Annotated in this window: 17 protein-coding genes; 8 read left to right on the top strand and 9 right to left on the bottom strand. The window is 71.4% G+C overall.

Annotated features, from left to right (window positions below; genetic code table 11):
• The 6 genes from H0X91_RS09575 to H0X91_RS09550 all read right to left on the bottom strand — a co-directional run.
• A partial coding sequence (locus tag H0X91_RS09575; RefSeq protein ID WP_196432982.1) for an ATP-binding cassette domain-containing protein occupies positions 1-1,404 on the bottom strand: 1,404 nt, incomplete at its 3' end.
• Complete coding sequence (locus H0X91_RS09570) at positions 1,404-3,125, bottom strand: ABC transporter ATP-binding protein (protein WP_196432980.1); 1,722 nt, start codon at positions 3,123-3,125, stop codon at positions 1,404-1,406. The genes H0X91_RS09570 and H0X91_RS09575, both read right to left, overlap by 1 nt.
• Positions 3,122-4,174: a Gfo/Idh/MocA family oxidoreductase gene (locus tag H0X91_RS09565; RefSeq protein WP_059721902.1), complete on the bottom strand. Its 1,053-nt coding sequence runs from the start codon at positions 4,172-4,174 to the stop codon at positions 3,122-3,124. The genes H0X91_RS09570 and H0X91_RS09565 overlap by 4 nt, the downstream gene beginning before the upstream one ends.
• Positions 4,171-9,657: a non-ribosomal peptide synthetase gene (locus tag H0X91_RS09560; protein WP_196432979.1), complete on the bottom strand. Its 5,487-nt coding sequence runs from the start codon at positions 9,655-9,657 to the stop codon at positions 4,171-4,173. The genes H0X91_RS09565 and H0X91_RS09560 overlap by 4 nt, the downstream gene beginning before the upstream one ends.
• Entirely contained in the window at positions 9,654-14,024 is a 4,371-nt protein-coding gene (locus tag H0X91_RS09555) for a non-ribosomal peptide synthetase (RefSeq protein WP_196432978.1), read from the bottom strand. The genes H0X91_RS09560 and H0X91_RS09555 overlap by 4 nt, the downstream gene beginning before the upstream one ends.
• Positions 14,025-14,147: 123 nt before the next feature.
• A complete protein-coding gene (locus H0X91_RS09550) occupies positions 14,148-15,089 on the bottom strand; it encodes a helix-turn-helix transcriptional regulator (protein ID WP_046338026.1) in 942 nt (313 codons plus the stop codon).
• Positions 15,090-15,306: 217 nt separating this feature from the next.
• Between H0X91_RS09550 and H0X91_RS09545 the strand changes: the two genes are divergently transcribed.
• The 4 genes from H0X91_RS09545 to H0X91_RS09530 are packed head-to-tail and all read left to right on the top strand — an operon-like array spanning position 15,307 to position 19,458.
• On the top strand, positions 15,307-16,956 hold the full coding sequence (locus tag H0X91_RS09545) for a (2,3-dihydroxybenzoyl)adenylate synthase (RefSeq protein WP_059721897.1): 1,650 nt from the start codon (positions 15,307-15,309) through the stop codon (positions 16,954-16,956).
• Complete coding sequence (locus tag H0X91_RS09540; protein ID WP_196432977.1) at positions 16,953-17,726, top strand: thioesterase II family protein; 774 nt, start codon at positions 16,953-16,955, stop codon at positions 17,724-17,726. The genes H0X91_RS09545 and H0X91_RS09540 overlap by 4 nt, the downstream gene beginning before the upstream one ends.
• Positions 17,723-18,028, top strand: coding sequence for an isochorismate lyase (locus H0X91_RS09535; RefSeq protein ID WP_006484772.1), 306 nt, complete (start codon positions 17,723-17,725; stop codon positions 18,026-18,028). The genes H0X91_RS09540 and H0X91_RS09535 overlap by 4 nt, the downstream gene beginning before the upstream one ends.
• Entirely contained in the window at positions 18,025-19,458 is a 1,434-nt protein-coding gene (locus tag H0X91_RS09530; protein ID WP_196432976.1) for an isochorismate synthase, read from the top strand. The genes H0X91_RS09535 and H0X91_RS09530 overlap by 4 nt, the downstream gene beginning before the upstream one ends.
• Positions 19,459-19,470: 12 nt before the next feature.
• On the opposite strand, the gene H0X91_RS09525 is transcribed toward H0X91_RS09530, so the two are convergent.
• Positions 19,471-20,355 (bottom strand): LysR family transcriptional regulator, encoded by an 885-nt coding sequence (locus H0X91_RS09525; RefSeq protein WP_012493511.1) that lies wholly within the window; start codon positions 20,353-20,355, stop codon positions 19,471-19,473.
• Positions 20,356-20,432: 77 nt separating this feature from the next.
• Between H0X91_RS09525 and H0X91_RS09520 the strand changes: the two genes are divergently transcribed.
• Positions 20,433-21,734 carry an aspartate aminotransferase family protein gene (locus H0X91_RS09520; protein WP_006498804.1) on the top strand — a complete coding sequence of 434 codons (1,302 nt, stop codon included), beginning with the start codon at positions 20,433-20,435 and terminating at the stop codon, positions 21,732-21,734.
• A gap of 73 nt (positions 21,735-21,807) precedes the next feature.
• Here H0X91_RS09520 and H0X91_RS09515 read toward each other — a convergent pair whose 3' ends face one another.
• Positions 21,808-22,557 (bottom strand): SDR family oxidoreductase, encoded by a 750-nt coding sequence (locus tag H0X91_RS09515; RefSeq protein WP_006484718.1) that lies wholly within the window; start codon positions 22,555-22,557, stop codon positions 21,808-21,810.
• 41 nt (positions 22,558-22,598) lie between these two features.
• Between H0X91_RS09515 and H0X91_RS09510 the strand changes: the two genes are divergently transcribed.
• From H0X91_RS09510 to H0X91_RS09500, 3 genes are all read left to right on the top strand, one after another.
• The gene (locus H0X91_RS09510; protein WP_006493043.1) at positions 22,599-23,573 is read left to right on the top strand and encodes an AraC family transcriptional regulator; all 975 of its coding nucleotides are present in this window, start codon (positions 22,599-22,601) and stop codon (positions 23,571-23,573) included.
• A gap of 76 nt (positions 23,574-23,649) precedes the next feature.
• Positions 23,650-24,507: an AraC family transcriptional regulator gene (locus H0X91_RS09505; RefSeq protein ID WP_196432975.1), complete on the top strand. Its 858-nt coding sequence runs from the start codon at positions 23,650-23,652 to the stop codon at positions 24,505-24,507.
• A 44-nt stretch (positions 24,508-24,551) separates the two neighbouring features.
• Positions 24,552-24,959, top strand: coding sequence for a DUF2000 domain-containing protein (locus H0X91_RS09500; RefSeq protein ID WP_006484757.1), 408 nt, complete (start codon positions 24,552-24,554; stop codon positions 24,957-24,959).
• Between the two features lie 30 nt (positions 24,960-24,989).
• Here the strand turns inward: H0X91_RS09500 and H0X91_RS09495 are convergent, their stop codons facing one another.
• Positions 24,990-25,340: a VOC family protein gene (locus tag H0X91_RS09495; RefSeq protein WP_006484732.1), complete on the bottom strand. Its 351-nt coding sequence runs from the start codon at positions 25,338-25,340 to the stop codon at positions 24,990-24,992.
• Between the last annotated feature and the right edge of the window lie 30 nt (positions 25,341-25,370).

Below are 25,370 nucleotides of genomic sequence, written 5' to 3'. Positions count from 1 at the left end.
CGACAGCACCTGCCCGCCCGGCCCCACGTCGGTGTCGAGACCGTCCGGCAGGCGCTCGGCGTCGCGCAGCAGGCCGACCGCGTCCAGCGCGGCGCGCAGCTCGGCATCGGTCGCGTCCGGTCGCCCCATCCGCACGTTCCACGCGAGGCTGCCGCGAAACAGCCCGTTGTCCTGGAACACGAGGTTGCGCGTCGCGGCGAGCGTCGCCTCGCTCAGGTGCCGCACGTCGGCGCGGCCGAGCAGCACGCGCCCGGCGCACGGATCGTCGAGCCGCGCGAGCAGGCCGAGCAGCGTGCTCTTGCCCGCGCCCGTGGGGCCGACGATCGCGACGAAGCCGCCCGCCGGGCAATGCAGGTCGATCCCGTCGAGCAGCGTCGCGCCGCCGGCCGACCGATAGCCGACGCGCAGCGCGTCGACGCTCGCGTCGTGTACCGGCGTGCCGCGCTCGGGGCTGTCGAAGCGCGGCGCGTGCAGCACCGCGAGCACCGTGTCGAGCGCGCGCCAGCCGCCGCGCAGCGCCTGATCGAGCTGCGTGAGTTGCGCGAGCGGCTCGATGAAGCGCACGAGCAGCACGAGCACCGCGACGGCCGTCGCCGCGTCGAGTCGGCCGGCCGCGACGGCCCACGCGCCGCCGATCAGCATCGCGACGAACACGCCCTGCACCGCGGCCGCGAATCCGAGCTCGATCGGCAGCGAGCGCCGCATCAGCGCCCGCGTGCGGCGATGCTGTTCGTCGCACGCGCGCTGCAACGCCGCGCGTGCTTCGCCGTCCTGGCCCGCGAAGCGCAGCAGCCCCTGATGCGCGGCGAAGGTCTGAAGCTGCACGGCCATCTCGCGATCGCCCGCGGCGCGCGCCTGTTCGAACCCGAGCGTGCGGGCGCCGCCGCGCTGCAGCAGCGCGAACAGCAGCACGGCCGCCGCCGCGAGGCACAGCGCGATGCGCCAGTCGATCCATGCAAGGCCCGCGACCACCGCGAGCGGCGTGACGACCGCGCCGATCAACGGCCCGAGCAGGTGCGCGGGAATCCCCATCGCCTGCATCACCGGCCCGCGCAGCAACCCGGCCGGATGACTGTCGCGCACGGTCTGCCACGACGCGATGCGCGGCAGGTGTTGCACGAGGCGTTCGACGAGGCCCACGGCCAGCGCGCCGCCCGCGCGATAGCCGCCGCGTTGCGCGACGTACAGCACGAGCGCATGGCCCAGCGTCAGCGCGCCGAGCACGATCGTCCAGTGCAGCGCGGCCGTATGCGCGCCGGCGAACCATGCGCGGATCAACGGCACGAGCAGCAGCCCGCACGCGCCGTCGAGCAACGCGGCGGCCACCGCCCAGCCCAGCCCGCGCCACAGCGCGCGGCGCGTGTCGCGCGGCAGGCACTGCAAACGTTTGAGCGATTTCGTCATCATGCGGCCTCCCCGCCTGCGGCGCCGCGTTCGCGCCAGAGCCGCGCATACAGCCCACCCGCGGCCAGCAGCGCCGCATGCGTGCCGCGTTCGACGAGGCGGCCGCGTTCCATCACGAGAATCTGGTCCGCGTGCCGGATCGCGTCGAGATCGTGGCTGACGATCACACGGGTACGCGTGTCGGTGCGCAGCGCGTTGCGCAACGCGCGCCCGGTTTGCGGATCGAGCGCCGACGCCGGTTCGTCGAGCAGCAGCAACGGCGCACGCGACAGCAGCGCACGCGCGATCGACAGCCGCTGCAGTTCGCCGCCGGACAGGCGCACGTCGCGCCCGCATACGCAGTCGTAACCGCCCGGCAATGCGTCGATGCGTGCGTCGAGACACGCCGCGCGCGCGGCGGCGCGAATCGCGTCGCGATCGGCGTCGGGTCGATAAAGCGCGATGTTCGCGGCAATCGACACGTCGAGCGCGCTCGCCTGCTGGAACACCATCGCGATCTGTTCGCGGCGCGTCTGCGAACTGACCAATCGCAGATCGGCGCCGCCGAGCCGCACCGTGCCGCGATCCGGGTCCATGAAGCGCGCGAGCAGCATCAGCAGCGTGCTCTTGCCCGCGCCGGACGGCCCGACGATCGCGGTGGTCGCGCCGGCCACGAGCGTCGCGTCGATGTCGCGCAGGATCGGCTCGCCGTCGATGTCGACCTGCACGCCGCGCAGTTCGATCGACGCATCGCGCGGCGCCTGTGCCGCGCCGTCGGCGGGTTCCTGCAGGCCGGGCTGCGCAAGCAACGCATCGAGCCGCGCGGCGGCCGCGCGCGCGTCGCGCAGCGCATCGGCGCCATGACCGAGCGCACGCACCGGCGCCGCGACCGCCCAGATCAGCAACGCGAACGCGCACAGCGTGCCGACCGGCAACTGTCCGGCCGTCAGCCACGTCGCGCCGAACACGACCCACGCGAGCAGCAACGGCGTGCCGAGCAGCACCTGCGTGCACGCGCCGAGGCCGCCGATGCGGCCGACCCACGCCGAGAACGCCCGCAAGAACTGCCCGCTCGACGCGAGCGCGGCCGCCTCGATGCCGGCGCCCGGATACTGCCGCACCAGCGCCGGGTTCTGCGCGAGCTGCGCGTAGTCGCCCATCAACCGTTCGAGCGCCGCGTTGCGTGCGGCGAAGGCCGGCGCGAAGCGTGCCGAGCGCATCCAGCGGAACAGCGCCGCGCCGGCGACGAGCGGCACGAGCGCGAACGCGAGCAGCGCGGGATTCAGGTAAAGCAGGCACGCGAGCGCCGCGCACGGCACGACCACGAGCTGCGTGAGATCGGCCGGCGCATGCGCGACGAGCTGGTGCAGCGCGCGCACGTCCTGGTCGACGTGGCGCGCGACGCGGTCGCTGCCCGCGCGCGCGAACCAGCCGAGCGGCAAACGCTGCAGATGATCGGCGAGGCGCTTGCGCAGGCGATCGCCGAGATCGGCGTCGACGCGGTGCGTCAGGTGCAGCGCGACCGTCTGGCCGGCCAGCCAGAACGCACCGGCCGCCACGGCCGCGACGAGCCAGCCGCGCGCCGCCGTGTCGAGCTGCGCGCTCGCGCGCCATGCGTCGGCGAGATGCGCGAGCGCGAGCCACGGCACGAGCGACGCGATGCCGGCCAGCGCCTGCAACGCCACCGCCGCGACGAGCGGCACCGCGAACGGTCGCAACATCGAAAGCAACGGCGCCTTCATGCAGCACGCTCCAGCAGCATGCCGAGCGTCGCGGCGCGCGCATCGCCCGGCGGCTGCGCCGGAAAACCGAGTTGCGCGGTCAACTGCTGCCACACGCGCGCCACGTCGATGCTGCGCTGGTTGCACGCGTGCAGCCCTTCGCCGGACACGAGGCGATCGACGGCGCGCACGGCCGCCTGCGGCCAGCTGCGCGCATGAATCTCGCCCCACGTGTCCTGCGCGTCGTCGCAGATCTGGAGGCTCGGCAGGTCGTCGCCGGCCGGCTCGCCGAAGATCGGGAACAGGCCGTCCTCGTCCTGCGCCGGCTCGCGCAGCGCGGGCGCCCACCACAGCGGGCCGTGCGGCGACGCGAGCGTCCACGTGCCGGCGTCGGTCGTCAGCGTGATGCCGAACAGCATGCTCATCCGGCCGTCGTCGGCCGCCGCCATCTCGTTGTGCACGCGCAGCGACACCGGCGTTTCGGCGAGCACCATCGCGCATTCGCGCATCGACGACAACGCCGGCCCGATCGGTTCGACCGACCACGGCCCGACGCCCTGCAACGCGGCCGCGAGCACGTCGAGCGCCGCGTAGCTCGCCTGCACCGAGCACACCACGTCCGCATGCACCGGCGCGCTCGTCTCGCGCAGCCGCCGCGCGACCGCGATGAAGCGCGCGACGACCGGCAGGTTCGGATAGAAGCTGTTGAGCAGGCAACGGCGGCCCTGGCGCGACGCGGTACGAAGCACGCCGGCCCATTCGTCGGGCAGCAGCGGATGCTCGATCACGACGTCGATCCCGCGTTCGAGCAGCCGGCAGGCCAGCGCGGCGCCCTCCGCGCCGCGGGCCGCGCCGCCGACGGCGACGCACGCGATGCGCACGTCGTCCGGCAACGCGTCGACGCGGTCGAACACCGGCGCCCCGACGCGCGCGGCCAATGCGGCCGTGCGCGCGCTGCCCTGGCCGAGGATGCCGGCGACGTGATACGAACCGGACGCCGCGAGGCCCGCCGCATAGAACTGACCGAAACGGGAGCCGGCCACGACGACCGGCAGCGGATGGACCTTCATCGTGCCTCCTTCAGGCGGGTATCGACGAACGCGGCGTTCAGGCAGTCGAAATGACCGCCGGGGATATCGACGGCCGTGATGCCGCCGAGCGCCTGCGCCGTCCAGTAATCGGTGAGCGCCGCGCGCTGCTGCGGAATCAGCGGATTGCAGCGCTCCGGCACGAACAGCCGCAGCGCGCCCGCATACGGCGCATCGCCGGCCCAGTGGCACGCCTGCACCGAATGCATGAAGAGCCGGTAGAGCCGCTCGCGCTCGTCGAGCAGCGGATGCGCGATCGCATCCTGCATCGACAGGCCGGCCGCCGCGCGCAACACGCGGCCGCGCAGCACGTCGAGCGGCTCGCAGCGATCGCCGAAGATCTCGAGCTGCGCCTGCAGGCTGCCCGGCGCGAGCCGCGTGGGGTCGGCCTTCAATGCGTCGGCGAGCGCGTCGGCCAGCACGTACGTTTCCGGAAACCCGAGTGCGTCGAGCGGCAGCCCGAGCGTCGCCGCGAAGTTGAACAGCACGAGCCGTTCATCCTCGATCAGGTACGGAATCCGGTAGCTCGACACGATGTCGAGCGTGCGCACCGCGACGCCGAGCTGCACCAGCGACTTCGCCATTTCGAGCGCGACCAGCCCGCCCGAGCAGTAGCCGAGCACGTCGACCTCGCGCACGCCGCTGCGCCACAGCGCATCCGCGTAACGCCGGCCCAGCGTCGCGTTCAGGTGACGCGCCGGCAGGTCGAGATAATCCTGCGCGTCGCGCACCGCGAAGCCGAGCACCGGGCCGAGCCGCGCGAGCGCCGGAAGCACCGGACGATACGCATGCACGGTGCCGAGCCCTTCGTGCACGATCACGCGCGGCACGCCGTCGCCGGGCGCGAGCGGAATCGGCCGCACGCCGGTGCGCACGCGCGGCGCCGGCGCATGGACGACCGCCGACCCATGCGCCGTGCGCGACGCGGCGGGCGCGGCCGTCGGCGTCGCGCTCGCCGGCTGTTCGCCCGCGTCGCGCAGGCATTGCGCGAACGCGGCGGGCGTCGGCTGCGCGAGCACCCAGCGCAACAACCGGTCGAACGGATGCGCGTGCGCGAGCGGTTCCTCGCCACGCAGCCGCGACACGAGTTGCGCGATCAGCAGCGAATCGCCGCCCGCAGCGAAGAAGTCCTGGTCCGGCGAGACGTTGCGCGTATCGAGCACGGTCTCCCACAAGCCGATCAGCCGCGCCAGCAACGGATCGGCTGCCGGTGCGGGCACCGCTCGCACCACGGCCGGCGCCGGCTCGCGGATATCGGCGATGCCGGCCAGCGTACGGCGGTCGATCTTGCCGTTCGCGGTCACCGGCAAACGTTCGAGCACGCGCAGTTGCGACGGCACCATGTAGCCCGGCACACGCTCGGCCACGAACGCCAGCAGCGTATCCGGCGCGATGCGCGCCGCGCCGCGCTTCACGTGGGCGAGCAGGATGTCGTAGCCGAGCGCGGCGAGCGGCGTGTCGGGCGCGACGCACCCGAGCGCGCGATCGCCCGCTTCCGCCTGCAGCCAGTCGAGCCACTGCGCATGCGGCACGAACAACCGCGCCGATGCGGCCCGCGCATCGTCCGGCGTCTCCATCATCAGCCCCTGGCTGATGCTGATTTCCGGATGCTCGGCCGTCAGTTCCTGGATCACCCACCACGCGTCGGGCGCCGACAGTGCGCGCAAGCCGGCAATCAGCGCGACCGTGTCGCGCGCATTGTTCAGCGCGCCGGAGCTGATCGTCATGTCGACCGAATGCGGTGCAATGCCCTGCGCGTCGCACGCCGCATTCATGTCGAAACGCACGAAGCGCATCCACGGATACGCAGCGAAACGCTCGCGCGCGGCCGCGAGGAAGTAGCTCGACACGTCGCTGAACAGGTAATCGATGCGCGTCCCGGCTTCCACCAGCGGCGCGAGCGCCTCGACGATCGCCCGCGTCGCGGCGGCCGTGCCCGCGCCGATTTCGAGGATGCGCCACGCGCGCCGCGGTTCGCGTGCGACGACGGCGTGCACGGCCTGCGCCATCCCGCGATGCAGCGCGCGGGCGTGTTCGCCGTCGCTGTACATCGCTTCGGCGATATGCGAAGCCCCTTCCGGGAACATCAGGCCGGCCGGCGATACGCGGCCGTCGATCTGCGCGTCGAGGCATCCGGCGCTGGCGCGGAAGTAATCGACGAGGACGGCCGGCCACAGCGCGGGCGATGCGTGCTGCGCGAATGCGTCCCAGCATGCACGCGCGTCGACGATGCTGACGTCGGGCCGCCTGCGCCAGCCGTCGTCCGCGTCCGCGTCCAGCACGCCATGTGTGACCAGCATCGCGAGCCAGTGGCGCAGCAGATGTCGTCGCGCCGCCGGCACACGCAGCCGCTCGCACAGCGTCGCGAAACCGGTCACGCCATCGGTCGTCAAGCCGCCGGCCGGCACGATCCACGCGGCGAGCGACGCCACGCACGCTGCGTCGAGCTGCGCGACCGAACGCGACACGTCCGCCTGCGCGGGCCAGCGCGCGGCGTCGAACGCCGTGCGCACGTGCGTTGCAATCTCGTGCAGCGCGTCGTCCTGCGCCGGCGGGGGCGCTTCCGCGCCCTGCAGCGACACGAAGCTCGCAAGCCGGCGCTCCGCGCCCTCGCCGAGCACGATCGTGGCCGCCGCGCCGACGAGCGGATGCGCGGTCAGCGCCGCATCGATCTCGGCGAGCTCGATCCGGTAGCCGCGAATCTTCACCTGATCGTCCTGCCGCCCGAGGAATTCGAGCGAGCCGTCGGCGCGCACGCGCCCGAGATCGCCGGTGCGATAAAGCCTGCGCCCGTCCGGATGACGAATGAAACGCGCGTCCGTCCGCACGGGATCATTCGCGTAGCCCGTCGCAAGCCCGACGCCGCCGATATGGATCTCGCCGCGCACGCCCGGCGGGCACGGCCGGCCGAGTGCGTCGAGCACTTCCATCGTCTGCCCGGTCAGCGCGCGGCCGTACGGAATGCTCGCGAGCTGCGTATCTTCCGGACGGATCGGATGTTCGATCGACCAGATCGACGCTTCGGTCGCGCCGCCGAGGCTGAACAGCGCGCTGTCGGGCCAGCGACGCCACCAGCGGGCCGGCAGCGTCACCGGAATCCAGTCGCCCGACCACAGCACGCGGCGCGGGCCTGGCACGTCGAGCGCCGGTTCGCCTTCGAGGTAGTCGATCAGCATCTGCCCCTGTGCGGGCACCGAATTCCACAGCGTCACGCGATGGCGCGCCATCAGTTCGGCCCAGTGCGACGGATCGTTGCCGCGCGCCGGATCGGGCAGCACGATGCACGCGCCGCGCGCGGTCGCCCCGAAAAAATCGTAGACGGACAGGTCGAAGCTCAGTTCGGCCAGGCCCAGCACCACGTCGCCCGCGCCGACCGCATGCCGCGCGCTGATGTCGGCGAGCGTGTTGCACACCGCCGCGTGGCTCAGCATCACGCCCTTCGGCTCGCCGGTGGAGCCCGACGTATAGATCACGTAAGCCAATGCATCGGGAGCGATGCCGCATGCGGCGCGCGGCGGCCATTGCGGATCGATCGGCAACGCATCGATATCGATGCGCACGCAACCGTCATGGTCGAATGCGAGCGCCTGCACGCTGACGACCGCGCGTACCCGTGCATTGCGCAGAATGGCCTGCTGCCGCAGCGCCGGCTGGCGGCTGTCGACCGGCACGTACGCGGCGCCCGCCTGGACGATCGCGAGCACGGCCGCGAGCTGGTGCGCGCACTTCGGCATCAGTACCGCGACGGTATCGCCCACGCCGACGCCCGCCTGTTCGAGCGCGGTACGCAGCGCCGCCGCCTGTTGCGCGACCTCGCGGTACGTGCGTGCCCCCCGCGCATCGATCACGACCGGCGCATCGGGCGTGCGCAGCGCCTGCGCGGCGAAACCGGCCGCGATATGCGTATCGGCATCCGGATGCACGTCGGCGACGGGCGCCGCGGACGGCAGCACGATGTCACCCTCACGCGACCACCATGCGGCATCGTCGGCCAGATGACCCAGCAGTGCGACATACGCGTCGAACATCGCGGCCGGCATGCCGTCCGGAAACAGGTCGTCGCGCACGTCCCAGCCGATTTCCAGCCCGCCGAACTGGTCGGTCACCTGGCAGTCGAGCCACACCTGCGGCGTCTGGCTGATCATGGTGCGCGGCGGCGCGGCGCGCGCCGCGTGCCCCGCGTGCTCGCCGAGCAGGCGCTCGACACTGCCGATCCCGCTCGTGAACACCACCGGCATCAGCGCCGCATCCTTGCCGCGCCGCCGTGCGAGTTCGCGCATCACGTCGACGCCGGTGAACGCGCGATGGTCGAGATCGTCGAACATCCGCGCGCCGATCGTGCGGGCACGCTCGACGAAATCGCGCCCGTGCGTCGCGTCGACGGCGAGCAGGCTCAGCGCGGTGAAATCGCCGAGCACCGCATCGATGCGCGGATGCACGGGCGGACGGTTCAGCACCGTCAGGTTCAGGCAGAACGCCGGCGTCTGGCTCCAGCGGCCGACGACCTCGGCGAACGCGGCCAGCGCGACGCTCGCCGCGCTCAGCCCGAAACGGCTCGCCTGGCCGCTCAGCGCGGCCCATTGCGCGCGATCGAGCCGCGCATGCCGATGCGTGAAGCGCGGCCGCCCGTCGGTGCGCCTCGCGGGCACGACCGGCAGATCGGGACGCGCGGGCAACTCGTCGAGTCGAGCGAGCCACCATGCCTTGTCGCGCGCATGATCGGCACGCGTGCCGGCCTGCGCTTCATGCAGCACATAGTCGCGAAACGTCGCGTCGAGCGGCGCGGGCTGCCATTGCGGATCGTCGTAACGGCGCCGCCATTCGGCGAGCAGCAATTGCAGGCTCGCGTAGTCGATCAGCGTGAAATCCACGGACAGGTGCAGCACCGCGGCCTCCTGGCCGAGGCTCACTTCCGGCTGCAGCACCGGCCAGCGGTCGAGCGCATGCACCGCATGGTCGAGGCGCTCGCGCACGCGGCTCAGGTGCGCGTCGAAGGCGTTCGCGTCGGCCTCGCGAAGGTCGTGCACGGTGAGCGGCTGCCAGGGCACGTCGGGCAGCACGCGTTGCCATGCGTTGTCCTCGACGATCGCGCGCAGCATCGGATGGCGCGCGACGCACGCATTCCACGCGGCTTCGAAGCGCACGCAGTCGAGATCCTGCGGTTCGTCGTATTCGACGTACAGGTGGCATGCGCTGCCGCCGAACTCGAACGATTCGTGGCGACCGAGCACATACGCGGCCTGCACCGGCGTCAGCGCGAACCGTTCGTGCCGGTGCGCCGGATCGTCGCGCCATGCGCCGTTCTGAAGGAAGCGGACGAACGCATCGCGTTCGGCCTTGATGCGCGCGGCGAGATCCGCATCGAGCGCGCCGGCCGGCGCGCGATAGCGCAACTGGCCGCCGTCGTCGCACCACAGTTCGATCCGCCGTTCGCGGCAGAGGTCGAGCACGTCGTCGAAACTCACAGCACGCCCTCCTCGATCGTCGCGACCGCTGCGTCGCCGTCGGCCGGCGCCGCCGGCGTCAGTTCGTCGAGCTGCGCCGCGAGACCGGCGAGCGTCGGCTGCCGGTAGAACGCGGCCATCCCGATCCGCACGCCGAGCCGCTCGCGCAGTTGCGCGAGCAGGCGCGTCGCGAGCAGGCTGTCGCCGCCGAGCGCGAAGAACGTCGCGTCGCGCGCGTTCGCCGCGCGGCCGAGCGCCTGTTCCCAGCAGGCGAGCAATATCGCGTGCCGCTCGCCGGCCGGCACGAATGCGTCGTGCGCGGCCGGCGCGTCGCCGAGTGCGCGCGCGAGCGCCTCCCCGACTGTCCGGCGATCGATCTTGCCGTTCGCGTTGAGCGGCCAGCGCGGCACGCACCACAGCGCATCGGGACGCATCGCGTCGGGCAAGCGATCGCGCAACCAGTCGGCCAGCGCCGCCTGCGCGATCGGCTCGCCGACCCGGCGCGCGTCGAGGCAGGCGAACGCCGTCGAGCGCCAGCTGCGCGCATCGAGCGCAAAGCCGCACGCGTGGGCGGCCGCCGCGAGCGCGTCGTCGGCGAACGGCCGCGGCGGCGACGTATCGCCCGCGACGCTCGCGACGAGTTCACGCAGCGGCGAATCGCGCAGCACGTCGGCGAGCAGCAGGCGGCCGTCCCGCGCGAGCAGCGCGGCCGCGATCCGGAACGTGTCGCGCGGATCGTCGCGCAGGTGCGCGGCCGCGAAACTGATCACGCAATCGAATGCGCCGAGATGACGTGCGGGCAGCAAGCCGTCCTGCATCGTCTGCAATGCGGGCAGCGTTCGCGTGAAGCGTGCCTGCGCGTTGTGCAGCAGGCCCGGCGACACGTCGAACAGCGTGACGTCGAAGCGCGGATCGTCGAGCACGCCGAGCCCCGCATCGAGCGCCTGGCCCGCGCGTGCATCGAGCACCGCGATGCGCAGCGCACCCGTGTGCGCCGCGGCCTGCGCGTCCAGCGCGGCGGCGAACTCGCGCAGCGCACGAACGCCGTCCGGCAAGCGCGTCGCGAACGCGAGCGGCGCCACGCACGGGTCCAGCGGCACGCGTTGCGCGGCGGTCTCCGGATCGGCGGCGAGCGCGCGCAGCGCGGCCGTCAGAGCGTCGAGATCGGTTGCCTGCCAGGCGAGCCGGTCGAGCGCGTCGTCGATCGGGATCGATGCGGCGCCCTTTGCGCGCCCGTGCGCGAGCGGCGGCGGCAGGCCCGCGTCGCCGTCGAGCAGCCGGGCGGCGACGGCGTGCGCGACGGCCGTTTCCGCCGGCATCGTGTCGACCATGTCGACTGCCGCGAGCAACGATGGCGCGGTGTCCGCCGCCGCGCAGTCGGCCGGCACGAACGCCGCGACGATGCGCGCGGCCTCGCCGTGGACGACGCTCGCACATGCGCCGTCGATCAACGGATGCGCGGCGAGCGCCGCTTCGATCTCGCCGAGTTCGATCCGGTGCCCGCGCACCTTCACCTGTCGATCCTCGCGGCCGAGGAATTCGAGCGTCCCGTCCGGCCAGTAGCGGCCGCGGTCGCCGGTGCGATACCAGCGGCCCGACGCGTGCTGCACGAAACGCTGCGCGGTCAGCTCGGGATCGTTCCGGTAGCCGCGCGCGAGACTGTCGCCACCGATCAGCAATTCGCCCGGCACGTAATCGGGCACATCGCGTCCGTCGCCATCGACGACGCGATACGCCTGCCCCGGCAACGGCCGGCCGTACGGAATCGAACGCCAGTGCGGCGGCACGTCGCGCACCGTCTGCACGTTCGACCAGATGCCGGCCTCGGTCGCGCCGCCGAGCGCGTGGAACGCACAGGCGTCGCCGCAGCGCTCGCGCAGGCGCGCCGGCAGGTCGAGCGCGATCCAGTCGCCGGACAGCAGCGCCGCGCGCACGCTGCGGCACGCGTCGCGCGCCGCCGGCACGGCCAGCGCCATTTCCAGCAGCGCGGGCGCCGAGTTCCACAGCGTCACGCGGTGCTGCGCGATCAGTTCGATCCAGCGTGCCGCATCGCGCGCTTCGTCCTGCGTCGGCAGCACGAGCTGCGCACCGGCGCCCAGCGCGCCGAACAGGTCGTACACCGACAGATCGAAATCGAGCGCCGACACCGCCAGCAGCCGGTCGTGCGCGCGCACGCCGAGCAGCGCATCGATCGCATCGATCGTGTTGACGGCCGCCGCGTGCGTCATCTCGACGCCCTTCGGCACGCCCGTCGAACCGGACGTGTAGATCACGTAAGCCGTCGCCCGCGGCGCGACCTCGAGCGGCGCGGCCAGCGGCGCATGCCGCAGCAGCGCGGCGATGCCGACATGTGGCAGCGGCCCGTCCGCGCAGGCGGTGTCGACGATCGCAGCCTTCACGCCCGCCGCGCGCTCGATCAGCGCCTTGCGCGCGACCGGCTGCGCGATGTCGAGCGGCACGTAGCACGCGCCGGCCGCCAGCACGCCGAATACGGCCGCGACCTGCTCGGGCCCGCGCGGCAAGCTGATCTCGACGGCATCGCCGTGCCCGATCCCGGCCGCGCGCAACCCGCCCGCGATCGCGAGCGCCTGCGCGGCCAGTTCGCCGCGCGTCACCGCGCGATCGCCGCACCGCACGGCGACGGCGGCCGGCTCGCGTGCGGCCAGCGCGAAGAAATCGTGATGCAGCGTGCGCGCACGGCCGGGGGCCGGCAACGCGTTGAGCGCATCGCGCACGCGCCGCTGCGCGGACGGCAACTCGACCGCGATCGGCAGCCGCCAGTCGCGATCGCACAGCGCCTGCACGAACGCGACATACGCGCCGAACATCGCGTCGATCATCCCGTCCGGGAACAGGCCGTCGACGCTGTCCCACGCAAGCAGCGCGCCGCCCGGCACGCGATAGAGCTGATGATCGAGCCATACCTGCGGCGTCTGCGAAATCATGTCGTGCAGATCGCCGAACACCTGCGCGAACGCAGCGGGCACGAACGGCTCGTCGCCGAGATTGCACGAGAACACGACCGGCGCCGCGCGCGGCGTGCCCTGCCGACGCGCATCGCGCAGCACGTCGAGCGCCGGATACGCGGCCTGCGCGATCGCACCGTGCAGCCGCTGCTGGAACGCGCGCACCGTGTCGGCCGCGCTCGCATCGGCGTGCACGTCGCATTCGACGAGCAACAGCGTCGTGAAATCGGCGATCACGCGGCCCAGATCGGGCGCATCGCCGTGCCGGTCGAACAGCGGCACGTTGAGCAGGAACGCCTGCCGGCCGCTCCAGCGCGCGAGCACCGCCGCGAATGCCGCACCGAACACCGACGACAACGTGACGCCATGCTGCGCGGCCCGCGCCTGCAGGCGCGTCAACTCGTCCGTGCTCAGCGTATGCGCGACGCGGCTGAAACGCGGCGCACGGATCGTTTCCGGCGCACGGGCGAGCGGCAGCGCCGGCCCTTCCGGCAGCGTCGCGAGCCGCGCCTGCCATGCGTCGCGCGCCGCGGCCCGCGCATCGCGCGCATCGGCCGCGCGACGCGCGAGCCAGGCCGGGAACCACGTCGACGGCGCAGCCGGCAGCGCCGACGGCTCGGCATAGGCGACGCCGATCTCCTGCATCAGCAGCCGCACGCTGTCCACGTCGGCCGCGAGCAGGTCGACGCTCAGCCACACGCGATCCTCGCCGCCGGGCATCTGCGCGAGCCCCATCATGAACACTTGCGCGTGCTCGACGTCGAGACATTCGTGCGAGCGGAATGCGCGCAGCGACGCCCATTCGGCTTCCGCTTCGGCCGCCGTCCGGTCGCGCCAGTCCGCGTGCGCGAACACCGGCGCGTCCGGCGCCGCGACGATCTGCTGGCGGCCGCCGTCGAAGCGCGCGCGCAGCATCGGATGACGCTCGCGCACGCGCCGGCACGCGGTGTCCAGCCGAACCGGATCGATCGCGCGGCTGCGGAATTCGAGAAACGCGTGGCAACTTACGTTGCCGAGCACCTCGCCGTCGCCGCGGCCGAGCCAGTACGCCTGCTGCACCGCGGACAACTCGAACGGCGCGTGCACGTCGACGGCTTCGGCCGCGACGACGGCTTCCGCCCGCGCGATGCGCGGCGCAGTCGCGAGCAACGCGGTCCACGCGCCGAGCGTCGGCGTACGCGCGAGCGCGTCGAAGGTCAGCGCATGACCGAGCCGGTTCAAGCGCGTCTGCAGATACATCAACCGGATCGAATCGAGGCCGCAGCTCAGCAGGTCCTCGTCATCGTCGAGCGACGCGATCTCGTCGACGGCTTCGTCGAGCAGCTCGGCGATCAGCGCAACGAGCCGCGCGCGACAGTCAGTGGGAGAACAACAGGAAGGATCGGAATGGTCGGTAGTGGAATCGACAACGGTCTGGCTCATGGGCACGCCTTGTATGGGTCGTTCGACGGCGGGTCCGCGCGGCGGCGGCCACCTGTGAATGAGAATCTATCTCATTAACACCCATGAGCCCGGTCGATTCCTTTAGGCGGCCGGTCAGTTGTTTTAGATCGCCGCGCCCGTCAATTCCTCATGATCCATTGCGTTGGGCGACACGCGAATATCGCTCGGCGAAATGCCGTAGCGCTTGCGGAACGCGATCGAAAAATGCGCGGGGCTGTAGCCGACGCGGTACGCGACGGTCGACACGTTCGCATCCTCCGCGCACAGCATCGCGTGCGCGGTCCGCAGCCGGTATTCCTGCAGATACGCGTACACGCTCGTGCCGAACACCTTGCGGAAGCCGGCCGTCAGCTTGCGCGAATTCATCCCGACGCGGCCCGCGAGCGCGTCGAGCGTCGGCGGGTGCTGGAGCTCGCGCGTCAGGATGTCGCTCGCCGCATACACGCGCTCGACATCCGACGACGTGACCCGCACGTCGGCCGGCGCGGACTGCCGCTGCGTGGCCAGCAACTGCGCGCTCAGCGCGGTCAGCTCGAACGCCTTCGCCTTCAGGTAGTACTCGCGCACCGCGCCCTCGAACGGGCAGGTGGCGATCTGCACGGCGAGCGCCTGCAGCGCCTTCGACGCCGGGCAACTGACGATGCGCGGATCGCCGCCCGTCGGCGCGAGCATCTTCTCCGGCAGCAGGCTCAGGTTGCGGTCGAGCGCATCGAGGCCGAGTTGCACGATCGTGTAGCGCAGCGGCACGTCGCGGTCGTAGATCTGGTGGGTCGTGAATTCGCCGTCGTTGGCGATCACGCACAGGCCCGGCCCCTTGATGCATTGCTCGGGCTGGCCCGGCACGCGGCAGCGCAACTGCCCGCTCTGCACGAGGACGAGCTTCAGCCCTTTTTCGAGCGGCTCCTCGTACCAGTCGCGGCTATCCGAGCACAGCGTGCCGCTCATGAGTTTCATGCCCGTGTCGATGTGCACCACACCCGGATGATTGCCGGGCACGAGCACCGGCGGGTGACGTCGTGACGAAGCGAAGGAGGTCGATCTCATCGGAGGTCCGTTGGTTAGGCGGCACGCGCGGACCGGCGCGCGCCGGCGGCAACCGGCCGATTGTCCGGCCGGACCGGGCGGGTGCCGCGCGACCAGCGCCCGATCGAACGAAATTGCCGCGATATCGAAAGAAACGGCGCTATCGCAGCACCTGTTACAAATGATAATACCTCTCATTTACATTTTCTGACAACTTGCCGGAACCCAAGGTCAGCGCATGCAATCCTCCCCTTCCTCCCTGGCGGCGGCCGTGCCGGCCGACGCGCCCGACTGGCCCGACGACTTCGCGCGCCGCTACCGCGACGCCGGCTACTGGCAGGACACGACGTTCTTCGACGCGCTCGATGCCTGCGCGCAGCGCCATCCCGACGCGCTCGCCGTCGTCGACGGCGCGCTGCGGCTGTGCTATCGCGATCTGCTCGCGCGCATTCGCCGCCTCGCGGGCGGCCTCGCGCGCCTCGGCCTGGTACGCGGCGACGCGGTCGTCGTCCAGTTGCCGAACGGCGCGCGCTTCATCGAGACGTGCTTCGCGCTGTTCCAGCTCGGCGTGCGGCCGGTGCTCGCGCTGCCCGCGCACCGTCACTACGAGATCGGCGCGTTCTGCCGCTTCGCCGGCGCGCGTGCTTATCTCGGCGCGTCGCAGCTCGGCGATTTCGACTGCCGGCCGCTCGCGGCCGCCTTGCAGGCCGAGTGCCCGACGCTCGAGCACATCGTGATGGCCGGCGACGACCACGCATTCACGTCGTTCGACGCGCTGTACGACGCGGCGCCCATGCTCGACTGCGCGGCGCGCGCCGACGATATCGCGTGCTTCCAGTTGTCAGGCGGCACGACCGGCACGCCGAAGCTGATTCCGCGCCGCCATCGCGAATACCTGCACAACGTGCGCGCGTGCAGCGCCGCGAGCGGGTTCGATGCCGACACCGTCTATCTGGCCGCGCTGCCGATGGCGCACAACTTCACGCTGTGCTGCCCCGGCACGATCGGCGCATTGCTCGCGGGCGGCCGGGTGGTGACGACCGCGCGGCCCGAGCCCGACCAGAGCTTCGCGCTGATTGCGCAGGAACGTGTCACGCATACCGCGCTCGTGCCGCCGCTCGCGCTGCTGTGGCTCGACGAGCAGCCGCAACGGCAGGCCGACCTGTCGAGCCTGCGCGTGCTGCAGGTCGGCGGCGCGCGGCTGATGGACCACGCGGCCGAACGCGTGACGCCCGTGCTCGGCTGCCGGTTGCAGCAGGTGTTCGGCATGGCCGAAGGGCTGATCTGCTGCACGCGGCTCGACGACGCGCCCGAACGGATCGCGCACACGCAGGGCCGCCCGGTCTCGGACGGCGACGAAGTGCGCATCGTCGACGCAACCGGCGCACCGGTCGCGCCCGGCGAGATCGGCGAACTGCAGGTACGCGGCCCGTACACGATCCGCGGCTACTACCGGCTCGCGGCGCACGACGCGACGGCATTCACGGCCGATGGCTTCTATCGCAGCGGCGACCGCGTGCGGCGCACCGCGGACGGCGACCTGGTCGTCGAAGGCCGCGACAAGGACCAGATCAACCGCGGCGGCGAGAAAGTCTCGGCCGAGGAAGTGGAAAACCTGCTGCTCGCGCATCCGCAGGTGCACGACGCGGCGGTCGTCGCGATGCCCGATCCGATGCTCGGCGAACGGACCTGCGCGTTCGTCGTCGCGCGCGCGCCTGCCCCGTCCCGACTCGTGCTGAAACGCTACCTGCGCGACTGCGGGCTCGCGGCGTTCAAGATCCCCGACCGCATCGAATTCATGCCGCGCTTTCCCGAAACCGGCATCGGCAAGACCAGCAAGAAATCGCTGCGCGACCTGTTGCGCCGCCAGTTGCAGGCGGCCGCATGAGCGCGCACCCGACCGATTCGAACTGGATTCGCGAGTTGCGGCTGTCGCCGTGCCCGCGTGCGCAGCTCGTCTGCTTCCCGCACGCGGGCGGCACCGCGAATTTCTTTCGCGGCTGGAGCCATGCGCTGCCGTGGGACGTCGATCTGCTCGCGCTGCAGTATCCGGGCCGCGAGGAACGCTTCGGCGAGCCGTGCCTGCCCTCGATCGAAGCGCTCGCCGGCCCCGCCGCCGACGCGCTGCAACGCTATGCGCACGCGCCGCTCGTGCTGTTCGGGCACAGCCTCGGCGCGGCGCTCGCGTACGAGGTCGCGGTACGGCTCGAGGCGCGCGGCGCCGCGCCGCTTTACGTGGCGGTGTCCGCACTGCCGCCGCCGCATCGCCAGCGCGCATCGGATCTGCACCTGCAATCCGACGACGCGCTCGTCGGCGACGTCGCCCGGCTGTCCGGCGATCACGCCGCGCTGCTCGCCGATCCGGAAATGCGCGCGATCTACCTGCCGATGATCCGCCACGACTACCGCGCGATCGAAACGTATCGGCGCGAGCGGCCGCCGCGCATCGATGCGCCGCTCGGCGTGATGCTGCCGCTCGCCGATACCGAGCTCGACAGCGATGAGGCGCATGCGTGGCAGGACGTCGCGGCGCGCCCGATCCGCGTCGAGACGTTCAACGGCGACCACTTCTACCTGCGGCACCAATACCCGGCGGTGATCGCACATCTGGTCGAACGGATCGACCAATCCCTTCGTTACGGAAAGGAGTACACATGAAAACACCGGACGCCTGCACGGGGCTTCCCGACATTCGCGAAGCCATCGATCGTCTGGACGCCGACATCATCGACGCGCTCGGCCGGCGCATGCAGTACGTGAAAGCCGCGTCGCGCTTCAAGCCGGACGAAGCGAGCATCGCCGCGCCGGAACGGGTGGCCGCGATGCTGCCCGACCGGCGCCGCTGGGCCGAGCAGGCCGGCCTCGACGCCGACTACGTCGAGACGCTGTTCGCCCAGCTCATCGCGTGGTACATCGCGCAGCAAACGCAATACTGGCGACAACAGCGGGGGCTCGCATGAACGCCGGCCTTCCGCTGCTGCACGACACGTTCGCGCGTGCGGCCCGCCGCGCCGCCGCCACCGGCACGCCGACGCTCGCGTCGGTCTCGGTGCCGCTGCGCCCGCTCGACTTCTGCGACCTGATCGCCGCGTGGGACGACGGCGCGACGCCATGGTGCTTCCACGAAGCCGGCGATGCGTCCGTCACGCTCTACGGCTGGGACTGCGCGGCCGAACTGAGCGCCACCGGCGACACGCGCTTCGCGCAGATCGATGCGCGCTGGCGCGCCCTCGTGCGCGACGCGGTCACGGCGGGCCCGCAGCCGCCGCGGCTGGTCGGCGGCTTCCGGTTCGATGCGCAAGGCCCGCGCAGCGCGCACTGGGCATCGTTTCCCGATGCGAGCATGATGCTGGCGAAGCTGCTGATCGTGCGCGAAGGCGATGCGCACTGGGCCGTCTGCCAGCAGGTCGTCGCCGCTCACGACGATCCGGCCGCGCTCACGCATGCGTGCCTCGCGCGGATCGAGTCGCTCGGCACGCTTGCGCCGGCCGCGGAAGACGACGCGCCGCAACTGCTGCACACGCAGGCGCTGCAGGCCAGCGAATGGCAGCACGAAGTCCGCCGTGCGGTGGATGCGATCCACGACGGCGCGTTCGGCAAGGTCGTGCTCGCCCGCGACGTGCTCGAACAGTACGCGCGGCCCGTCGCGGTCGCGCCGCTGCTGCGCCGGTTGCGACGGCGCGACGCGCATGCGCACCTGTTCGCGGTCCGTCGCGACGGGGCGTGCTTCGTCGGCGCGACGCCGGAACGGCTCGCGCGTGTCGCGGCCGGCGACGTGCGCACGCATGCGCTGGCCGGTACGATCCGGCGCGGCGCCACGCCCGACGACGATCGCGCACTCGGCGCCGCGCTCATGGCGTCCGCGAAGGAACGGCTCGAGCATGCGCTCGTCGTCGACGCCATCCGTGCCGCGCTCGCGCCGCTGTCGCGTGAGCTCGACGTGCCCGATCAACCGTCGCTGCACCGCTTGCCGAAGCTTCAGCACCTGAGCACGCCGATTCGCGCGACGCTGAATGCCGAGGCGACGCTGTTGCAGGTCGTCGCGGCGCTGCACCCGACGCCGGCGGTCGCCGGCCATCCGCGCGCGCCGGCGCTCGACCATATCCGTGCGCACGAAGGCTTCGATCGCGGCTGGTATGCGGCGCCGATCGGCTGGATCGACGCGCACGGCAACGGCGATTTCATCGTCGCGCTGCGTTCGGCGTTGATCGCGGGCGGCGCGTGCCGGCTGTTCGCGGGCTGCGGCATCGTCGCCGATTCCGAGCCGGTCAACGAATATCAGGAAACCGAACTGAAGCTGTCCGGCATGCGGGCGGCGATCCGCGTGCGCGAGGCGGCGGCGGAGCGTCCGGGCCGCACGCAGGCGTCGGCTTCGTCGATGGTCGACTGATCGCGTCGACGATCAAAGCAACGGCAGCGTTTGCCGGATATGCTCGGCGAATGCTGCCGTCAGATGCGACGGCCGCTTCCGGTCGAACCTCAGCGTAATGCCCACCGCCGGCAACGGCGGCAAGCGCGGATCGCCGTGGACGATCGCGAGGTCGGCCGGCACGGCCGTCTGCGTCATCACCGCGAACGCCTGCCCCGAGCGCACCAGCGCGATCAGCCCGGCGAGACTGCTGCTCGCATACGCGACGCGGTAGTCGCGGCCGGCGCGATTCAACGCGTCGCAGGCCGCGAGGTGATCGAGCGTGTCGCGATCGGACAGCGCGAGCGGCAACGGATCGAAATGCGCGGGTTCGAGCCCCGGATAACCGATCCAGACCAGCGGCTCGCGGCGAATGACGTCGTCGGTCGCGCCGTCGTCCGGCACGGAAATCATCGCCAGATCGACCGCGCGCTTCTCCAGGTGTTCGACGAGCCGCGGCGTCGGCCCGCAGACGACTTCGACGATCGCCTGCGGATGCTGGCTCGAAAACTGCCGCAGCAGCGACGGCAGCCACACTTCGGCGTAATCATCGGGGCACCCGAACCGGATCGTCCCCGACAGCCCCGTGCCGCACAGGTCGGCCATCGCCTCGTCGTGCAGCCGCAGGATGCGCTGCGCGTGCACGAGCAGCCGCTCGCCCGGATGCGTCAGCACGACGCCACGGCCGGTGCGCTGGAACAACGGCTGGTCGACCGCTTCCTCGAGCCGCTTCATCTGCTGGCTGAGCGCGGATTGCGTGCGGCCGACGCGCGCGGCCGCGCGGCTCAGCGCGCGCACCTCGGCGATCACGACGAACGAGCGCAGCAGGTCGATGTCGAGCGAAAGCGCCAAGGTATTAGCTCCTTTTCTACCTTGCATTAGGACTATTCGTTTCCATCAAACCAGACCCGCGCCTAGACTGCAAGCGATCCCTGCCCTTTTGCCGGAGCCGCCCGATGTCCCTGAACGACGATGCAACCTTCTGGCGCAGCGCCAGGCAGCACCTGGTCCGCTACGGCGGCACGTTCGAACCGGTGATCATCGAGCGCGCGAAAGGCAGCTTCGTCTACGACGCCGACGGCCGCGCGATCCTCGATTTCACGTCGGGCCAGATGAGCGCGGTGCTCGGCCACAGCCATCCGGAGATCGTCTCCGTGATCGGCGAATACGCGGGCAAGCTCGACCATCTGTTCAGCGGGATGCTGTCGCGGCCGGTCGTCGACCTCGCGACGCGCCTCGCCGACCTCACGCCCGCCGGCCTCGACCGCGCGCTGCTGCTCAGCACCGGCGCGGAATCGAACGAGGCGGCGATCCGGATGGCGAAGCTCGTCACCGGCAAGTACGAGATCGTCGGCTTCGCGCAGTCGTGGCACGGGATGACGGGCGCCGCCGCGTCGGCCACGTACAGCGCCGGCCGCAAGGGCGTCGGCCCCGCGTCGGTCGGCTCGTTCGCGATTCCGGCGCCGTTCGCGTACCGGCCGCGCTTCGAGCGCAACGGTGCGTACGATCCGCTCGCCGAACTCGACTACGCGTTCGACCTGATCGACCGCCAGTCGAGCGGCAACCTCGCCGCGTTCATCGCGGAGCCGATCCTCAGTTCGGGCGGGATCATCGAATTGCCGGAAGGCTATATGGCCGCGCTCAAGCGCAAGTGCGAGGAACGCGGGATGCTGCTGATCCTCGACGAGGCGCAGACGGGCGTCGGCCGCACCGGCACGATGTTCGCGTGCCAGCGCGACGGCGTGACGCCCGACATCCTGACGCTGTCGAAGACGCTCGGCGCGGGGCTGCCGCTCGCGGCGATGGTCACGTCCGCGGCCATCGAGGAGCGCGCGCACGCGCTCGGTTACCTGTTCTACACGACGCACGTGTCCGACCCGCTGCCGGCGGCGGTCGGCCTGCGCGTGCTCGACGTCGTGCAGCGCGACGGTCTCGTCGCGCGCGCCAACACGATGGGCGAGCGGCTGCGGCGCGGCCTGCTCGACCTGATGGAGCGCTTCGACTGCATCGGCGACGTACGCGGGCGCGGGCTGCTGCTCGGCGTCGAGATCGTCAAGGATCGCCGCACCAGGGAGCCGGCGGACGGGCTCGGCGCGAAGATCACGCGCGAGTGCATGAACCTCGGGCTCAGCATGAACATCGTGCAGTTGCCCGGCATGGGCGGCGTGTTCCGGATCGCGCCGCCGCTGACCGTCAGCGACGAAGAGATCGACCTCGGGCTGTCGCTGCTGGAGCAGGCGATCACGCGCGCGCTGTAACGCCCGCCGCCCCCCAGCCTCACACGCGCCGTCGCACCGGCTCGACCGGCCGGTGCGACGGACTCCCGATCGATCACGCCGCTTGCGCCGCCCATGCTTCGGCGTCGGCGCCGGCCGGCAGCCGCAGCGGGCTCGACGGATCGGTCGCCGCGCGCCACACGGCTTCGGCAACATCCTGCGCATGGGTGATCGGCCCCGATGCATCGAGCATCCGCGCGACGGCCTGGCCGACGAATTCCGCATACGCTTCGTGGTCGAAGCCGTGCATGTTGGCCCGCGCGTTGTCCGCGAAACGCGTGTCGGGCGCGCGGCCCGGCAGCACCAGATGCGCGCGCACGCCGAACGGCTCGAGTTCGACCGCCATCGATTCGGTGAACGCATTCACCGCCGCCTTGCTCGCGCGGTACGCGCTGACGAGCGGCAATGCCTTCAGCGTGACGCTCGACGTGACGTTCACGACCACGCCGGCGCCGCGCGCGCGAAACTGCGGCAGCACCGCCTGCGTCATCGCGATCGTGCCGATCGTGTTGGTGTCGAACAGCGCGCGCACCGTGTCGAGCGGCGTGAGCTCGGCCGGGGCGGCCGCGCCGAAGCCCGCGTTGTTGACGAGCACGTCGATCGGGCCGGCGGCCTCGATCGCGGTGCGAATGCTGTCCGCGTTCGTCACGTCGAGCGGCAGCACGCGCAAGCGCTCCGACGGCGGCAGCACGTCGTCGCCCGGCTTGCGCATCGTCGCGACGACCCGCCAGTCGCGGGCCAGGAAATGGCGCGCGATTTCGAGGCCGAAGCCGGAAGAACAGCCGGTAATCAGTACGGTCTTCATGCGAACTCCTGGGGTGTGTTGAGCATGTGTCCGTACGATAGATGGCCGGAACCGTATTCGCTACAATCGAAAATCCGCTTTTCTTTTGCGAGAGTCCGGCAATGAGCGACCCGCTGACCGAAGTCGTGACGCTGCTGCAACCCGGCGCGCGGCACGCCAAGTACGTGCGCGGCGCGAGCCCGTGGGCGATCAATCGCGTGGTCGCCGGCGAGCCGTTCTACTGTGCGGTCCTCGACGGCGGGTGCCGGATCGCGATCGACGGGCACGCGCCGATCGAGCTGCTGCCCGGCGATTTCGTGCTGATTCCGGCGGCCTACGGCGTGGCGCTGTCGAGCCTCGACGCGCCGGCGCCGGGCGTCGAAACCGCGCCGCCCGTCCCGCTCGCCCCTGGCGAGTACCGGATCGGCGACCCGACCAACCCGATCGATACGCGGATGATGGTCGGCAACTGCAGTTTCGGTTCGCCCGATGCATCGCTGCTGGTGTCGTTGCTGCCCCGCTTCGTGCACGTACGCGGCGAGCCGCGGCTGACCACGCTCGTGCAACTGGTGCGCGACGAGTCGCACGCACAGCGGCCGGCCCGCGAGATCGTGCTCGCGCGCCTGCTGGAAGTGCTGCTGATCGAGGCGCTGCGGTTCACGACCGGCACCCACGCATCTCCCGGCCTCGTGCGCGGGCTCGCCGACAGCCGCCTCGCGGCCGCGCTCCGCCGGATGCACGAACGCCCCGCGCACCCGTGGACGATCGTCGAGCTCGCGAAGGAGGCCGCGTTGTCGCGCTCGACGTTCTTCGAGCGCTTCAGCCGCGCGGTCGGCGTCGCGCCGATGGAGTACCTGCTGACGTGGCGCATGGCGCTCGCGAAGGATCTGCTCCGCCGCAACGAAGGCCGCATCGCGGAAATCGCGGCGCGCGTCGGCTACCGCTCCGCGAGCACCTTCAGCGTCGCGTTCACGCGGCATGTCGGCCGCCCGCCCGCGCAATACGCGCGCGACGAACAGATAGCGATCGAACCATGAACCGCACCGCCCGCCCCCGTCGCCTCGCCGGCTGCGGACTCATCCCGTCACGCGATGACGACGTGCGAGGAACCCGATGACGACCGCGACGAACCGAACCGGCACGACCGACCACTGGCTCGTCGCACGCCGCGATGCGGACACCGGCATCGAAAGCCTGCACGCGCATTTCACCGGCCATGCGTACGATGCGCACGACCACGACGACATGCTGGTGGGCTTCACCGAACAGGGCGTGCAGCGCTTCCAGTGCCACCGCTCGCTGCATACCAGCGTGCCGGGCCGCGCGATCCTGATCGAGCCGGGCGCGATGCACGATGGCCACGCGCCCGAAGCCGGCGGCTTCACGTACGGGATGCTGTACCTGCCGCAGGCATGGGTCGAGCGCGCCGCGCGCCGGCTCGACCTGCCGGGCCTCGGCAGCGTCGAAACGACGTTCGGCCATACGCTCGTCGACGATCGCGGCCTCGTCGACGCGATCCGGAACGCGTTCTTCGCGATCCACGACAACGAAGGCCGGCTCGCACGCGACCAGACGCTCGACCGCTTGCTGATGCGGCTCGGCAGCCAGCTGGGCGGCCCGCTCGCGCTGGAAAGCGCCGTCGTGCCGCCCGCGATCGCGCGCGTGCGCGACCTGCTGCACGCACACATGGACGGCAACCTCGGCCTCGACGAACTCGCGAGCGTCGCCGGCATCGACCGGTTCCGGCTGACGCGGATGTTCCAGCGTGCGTTCGGCACGTCGCCGCACGCGTATCTCGTGCGCCTGCGGCTGCGTGCCGCGCGCAAGCTGCTCGCCGCCGGCCGCACGCCCGCGCAGGCGGCCGCCGACGTCGGCTTCGCCGACCAGAGCCACCTCGGCCGCTGGTTCCGCCGCGCGTACCGGATCACGCCGGCCGCGTACCGGCAACTTTGCACAAACGTTCCAGACTGATCGCGCGCGCCGTCCGATCATGAGCGCTCCAACCAGGAGCAAGCATGTTCGATACCAAAGTAGCGCTGATCGTGCGCGACGATCTAGCGGCGTGGCAGAAACTCAACGTGGTCGCGTTTCTCGCGACGGGTGTCGCGGCCGGTGCGCCGGACGCCCTCGGCGAGCCTTACGAGGATGCGGCCGGGCGCCGTTACAGCCGGATGCTGGGCCAGCCGATGCTGGTGTTCGCGGCCGACCTGAACGGCTTGCAGGCCGCGCACCGGCAGGCGCTGTCGCGCGAACTGACGATCGTGCCCTACGTGCGCGCGATGTTTTCGACCGGGCACGACGCGGCCAACCGCGCGGCGTTCCGCGCCGAGGATGCGGACAATCCCGATCTGGTCGGCCTGGCGCTGCACGGGCCGAAGAAGGCCGTCGACAAGGCGGTGAAGGGGCTGGCGCTGCATGCGTGAACGCCGGCGTACCCGACTCCCGTCGCCGGCTCAGCGATGCGCAAGCACGTTGACGAGCTTGCCGAACGGGTCGCGCACGTAAAACCGCCGTACGCCCCACGGTTCGTCGGCCGGCCCGTATTCGACGGACATGCCGGCCGCCCGAACCCGCGCGAGCGCTTCATCGACATCGTCGACCTCGATCGACAGATCGGGCGTCGGCGTGCCCGATCCGCCGTGCGACGCGAAGCTGATCTGCACGTCCATCTGCTCGGCGTTGCCGTAGGTCGCGATCCAGCCGTGGTCCATCAGCAGGTCGAGACCGAAGATCCGTTGGTAGAAGCGCCTGGCGTCGTCGATCGAGCGTGTATCGACGTTGGCGACGATCCGTTTGACTTTCATCGGGTTCCTTCACGAGTCGGGCAGTCTCGC

This window comes from Burkholderia sp. 9777_1386 (assembly GCF_015712265.1).
Taxonomy (GTDB): domain Bacteria; phylum Pseudomonadota; class Gammaproteobacteria; order Burkholderiales; family Burkholderiaceae; genus Burkholderia; species Burkholderia cenocepacia.
The sequence above is the reverse complement of the archived record's forward strand: the minus strand, read 5'-3'. Positions and strand labels throughout refer to the sequence as shown.

Bases quoted from the DNA above. Each gene is read 5' to 3' on its own strand.
- H0X91_RS09540 (WP_196432977.1), top strand. From the start codon at position 16,953: ATGAGCGCGCACCCGACCGATTCGAACTGGATTCGCGAGTTGCGGCTG.
- H0X91_RS09520 (WP_006498804.1), top strand. From the start codon at position 20,433: ATGTCCCTGAACGACGATGCAACCTTCTGGCGCAGCGCCAGGCAGCAC.
- H0X91_RS09505 (WP_196432975.1), top strand. From the start codon at position 23,650: ATGACGACCGCGACGAACCGAACCGGCACGACCGACCACTGGCTCGTC.
- H0X91_RS09555 (WP_196432978.1), bottom strand. From the start codon at position 14,024: ATGAGCCAGACCGTTGTCGATTCCACTACCGACCATTCCGATCCTTCC.
- H0X91_RS09545 (WP_059721897.1), top strand. From the start codon at position 15,307: ATGCAATCCTCCCCTTCCTCCCTGGCGGCGGCCGTGCCGGCCGACGCG.
- H0X91_RS09550 (WP_046338026.1), bottom strand. From the start codon at position 15,089: ATGAGATCGACCTCCTTCGCTTCGTCACGACGTCACCCGCCGGTGCTC.
- H0X91_RS09535 (WP_006484772.1), top strand. From the start codon at position 17,723: ATGAAAACACCGGACGCCTGCACGGGGCTTCCCGACATTCGCGAAGCC.
- H0X91_RS09570 (WP_196432980.1), bottom strand. From the start codon at position 3,125: ATGAAGGCGCCGTTGCTTTCGATGTTGCGACCGTTCGCGGTGCCGCTC.
- H0X91_RS09530 (WP_196432976.1), top strand. From the start codon at position 18,025: ATGAACGCCGGCCTTCCGCTGCTGCACGACACGTTCGCGCGTGCGGCC.
- H0X91_RS09565 (WP_059721902.1), bottom strand. From the start codon at position 4,174: ATGAAGGTCCATCCGCTGCCGGTCGTCGTGGCCGGCTCCCGTTTCGGT.
- H0X91_RS09510 (WP_006493043.1), top strand. From the start codon at position 22,599: ATGGCCGGAACCGTATTCGCTACAATCGAAAATCCGCTTTTCTTTTGC.
- H0X91_RS09515 (WP_006484718.1), bottom strand. From the start codon at position 22,557: ATGAAGACCGTACTGATTACCGGCTGTTCTTCCGGCTTCGGCCTCGAA.
- H0X91_RS09500 (WP_006484757.1), top strand. From the start codon at position 24,552: ATGTTCGATACCAAAGTAGCGCTGATCGTGCGCGACGATCTAGCGGCG.
- H0X91_RS09495 (WP_006484732.1), bottom strand. From the start codon at position 25,340: ATGAAAGTCAAACGGATCGTCGCCAACGTCGATACACGCTCGATCGAC.
- H0X91_RS09525 (WP_012493511.1), bottom strand. From the start codon at position 20,355: ATGCAAGGTAGAAAAGGAGCTAATACCTTGGCGCTTTCGCTCGACATC.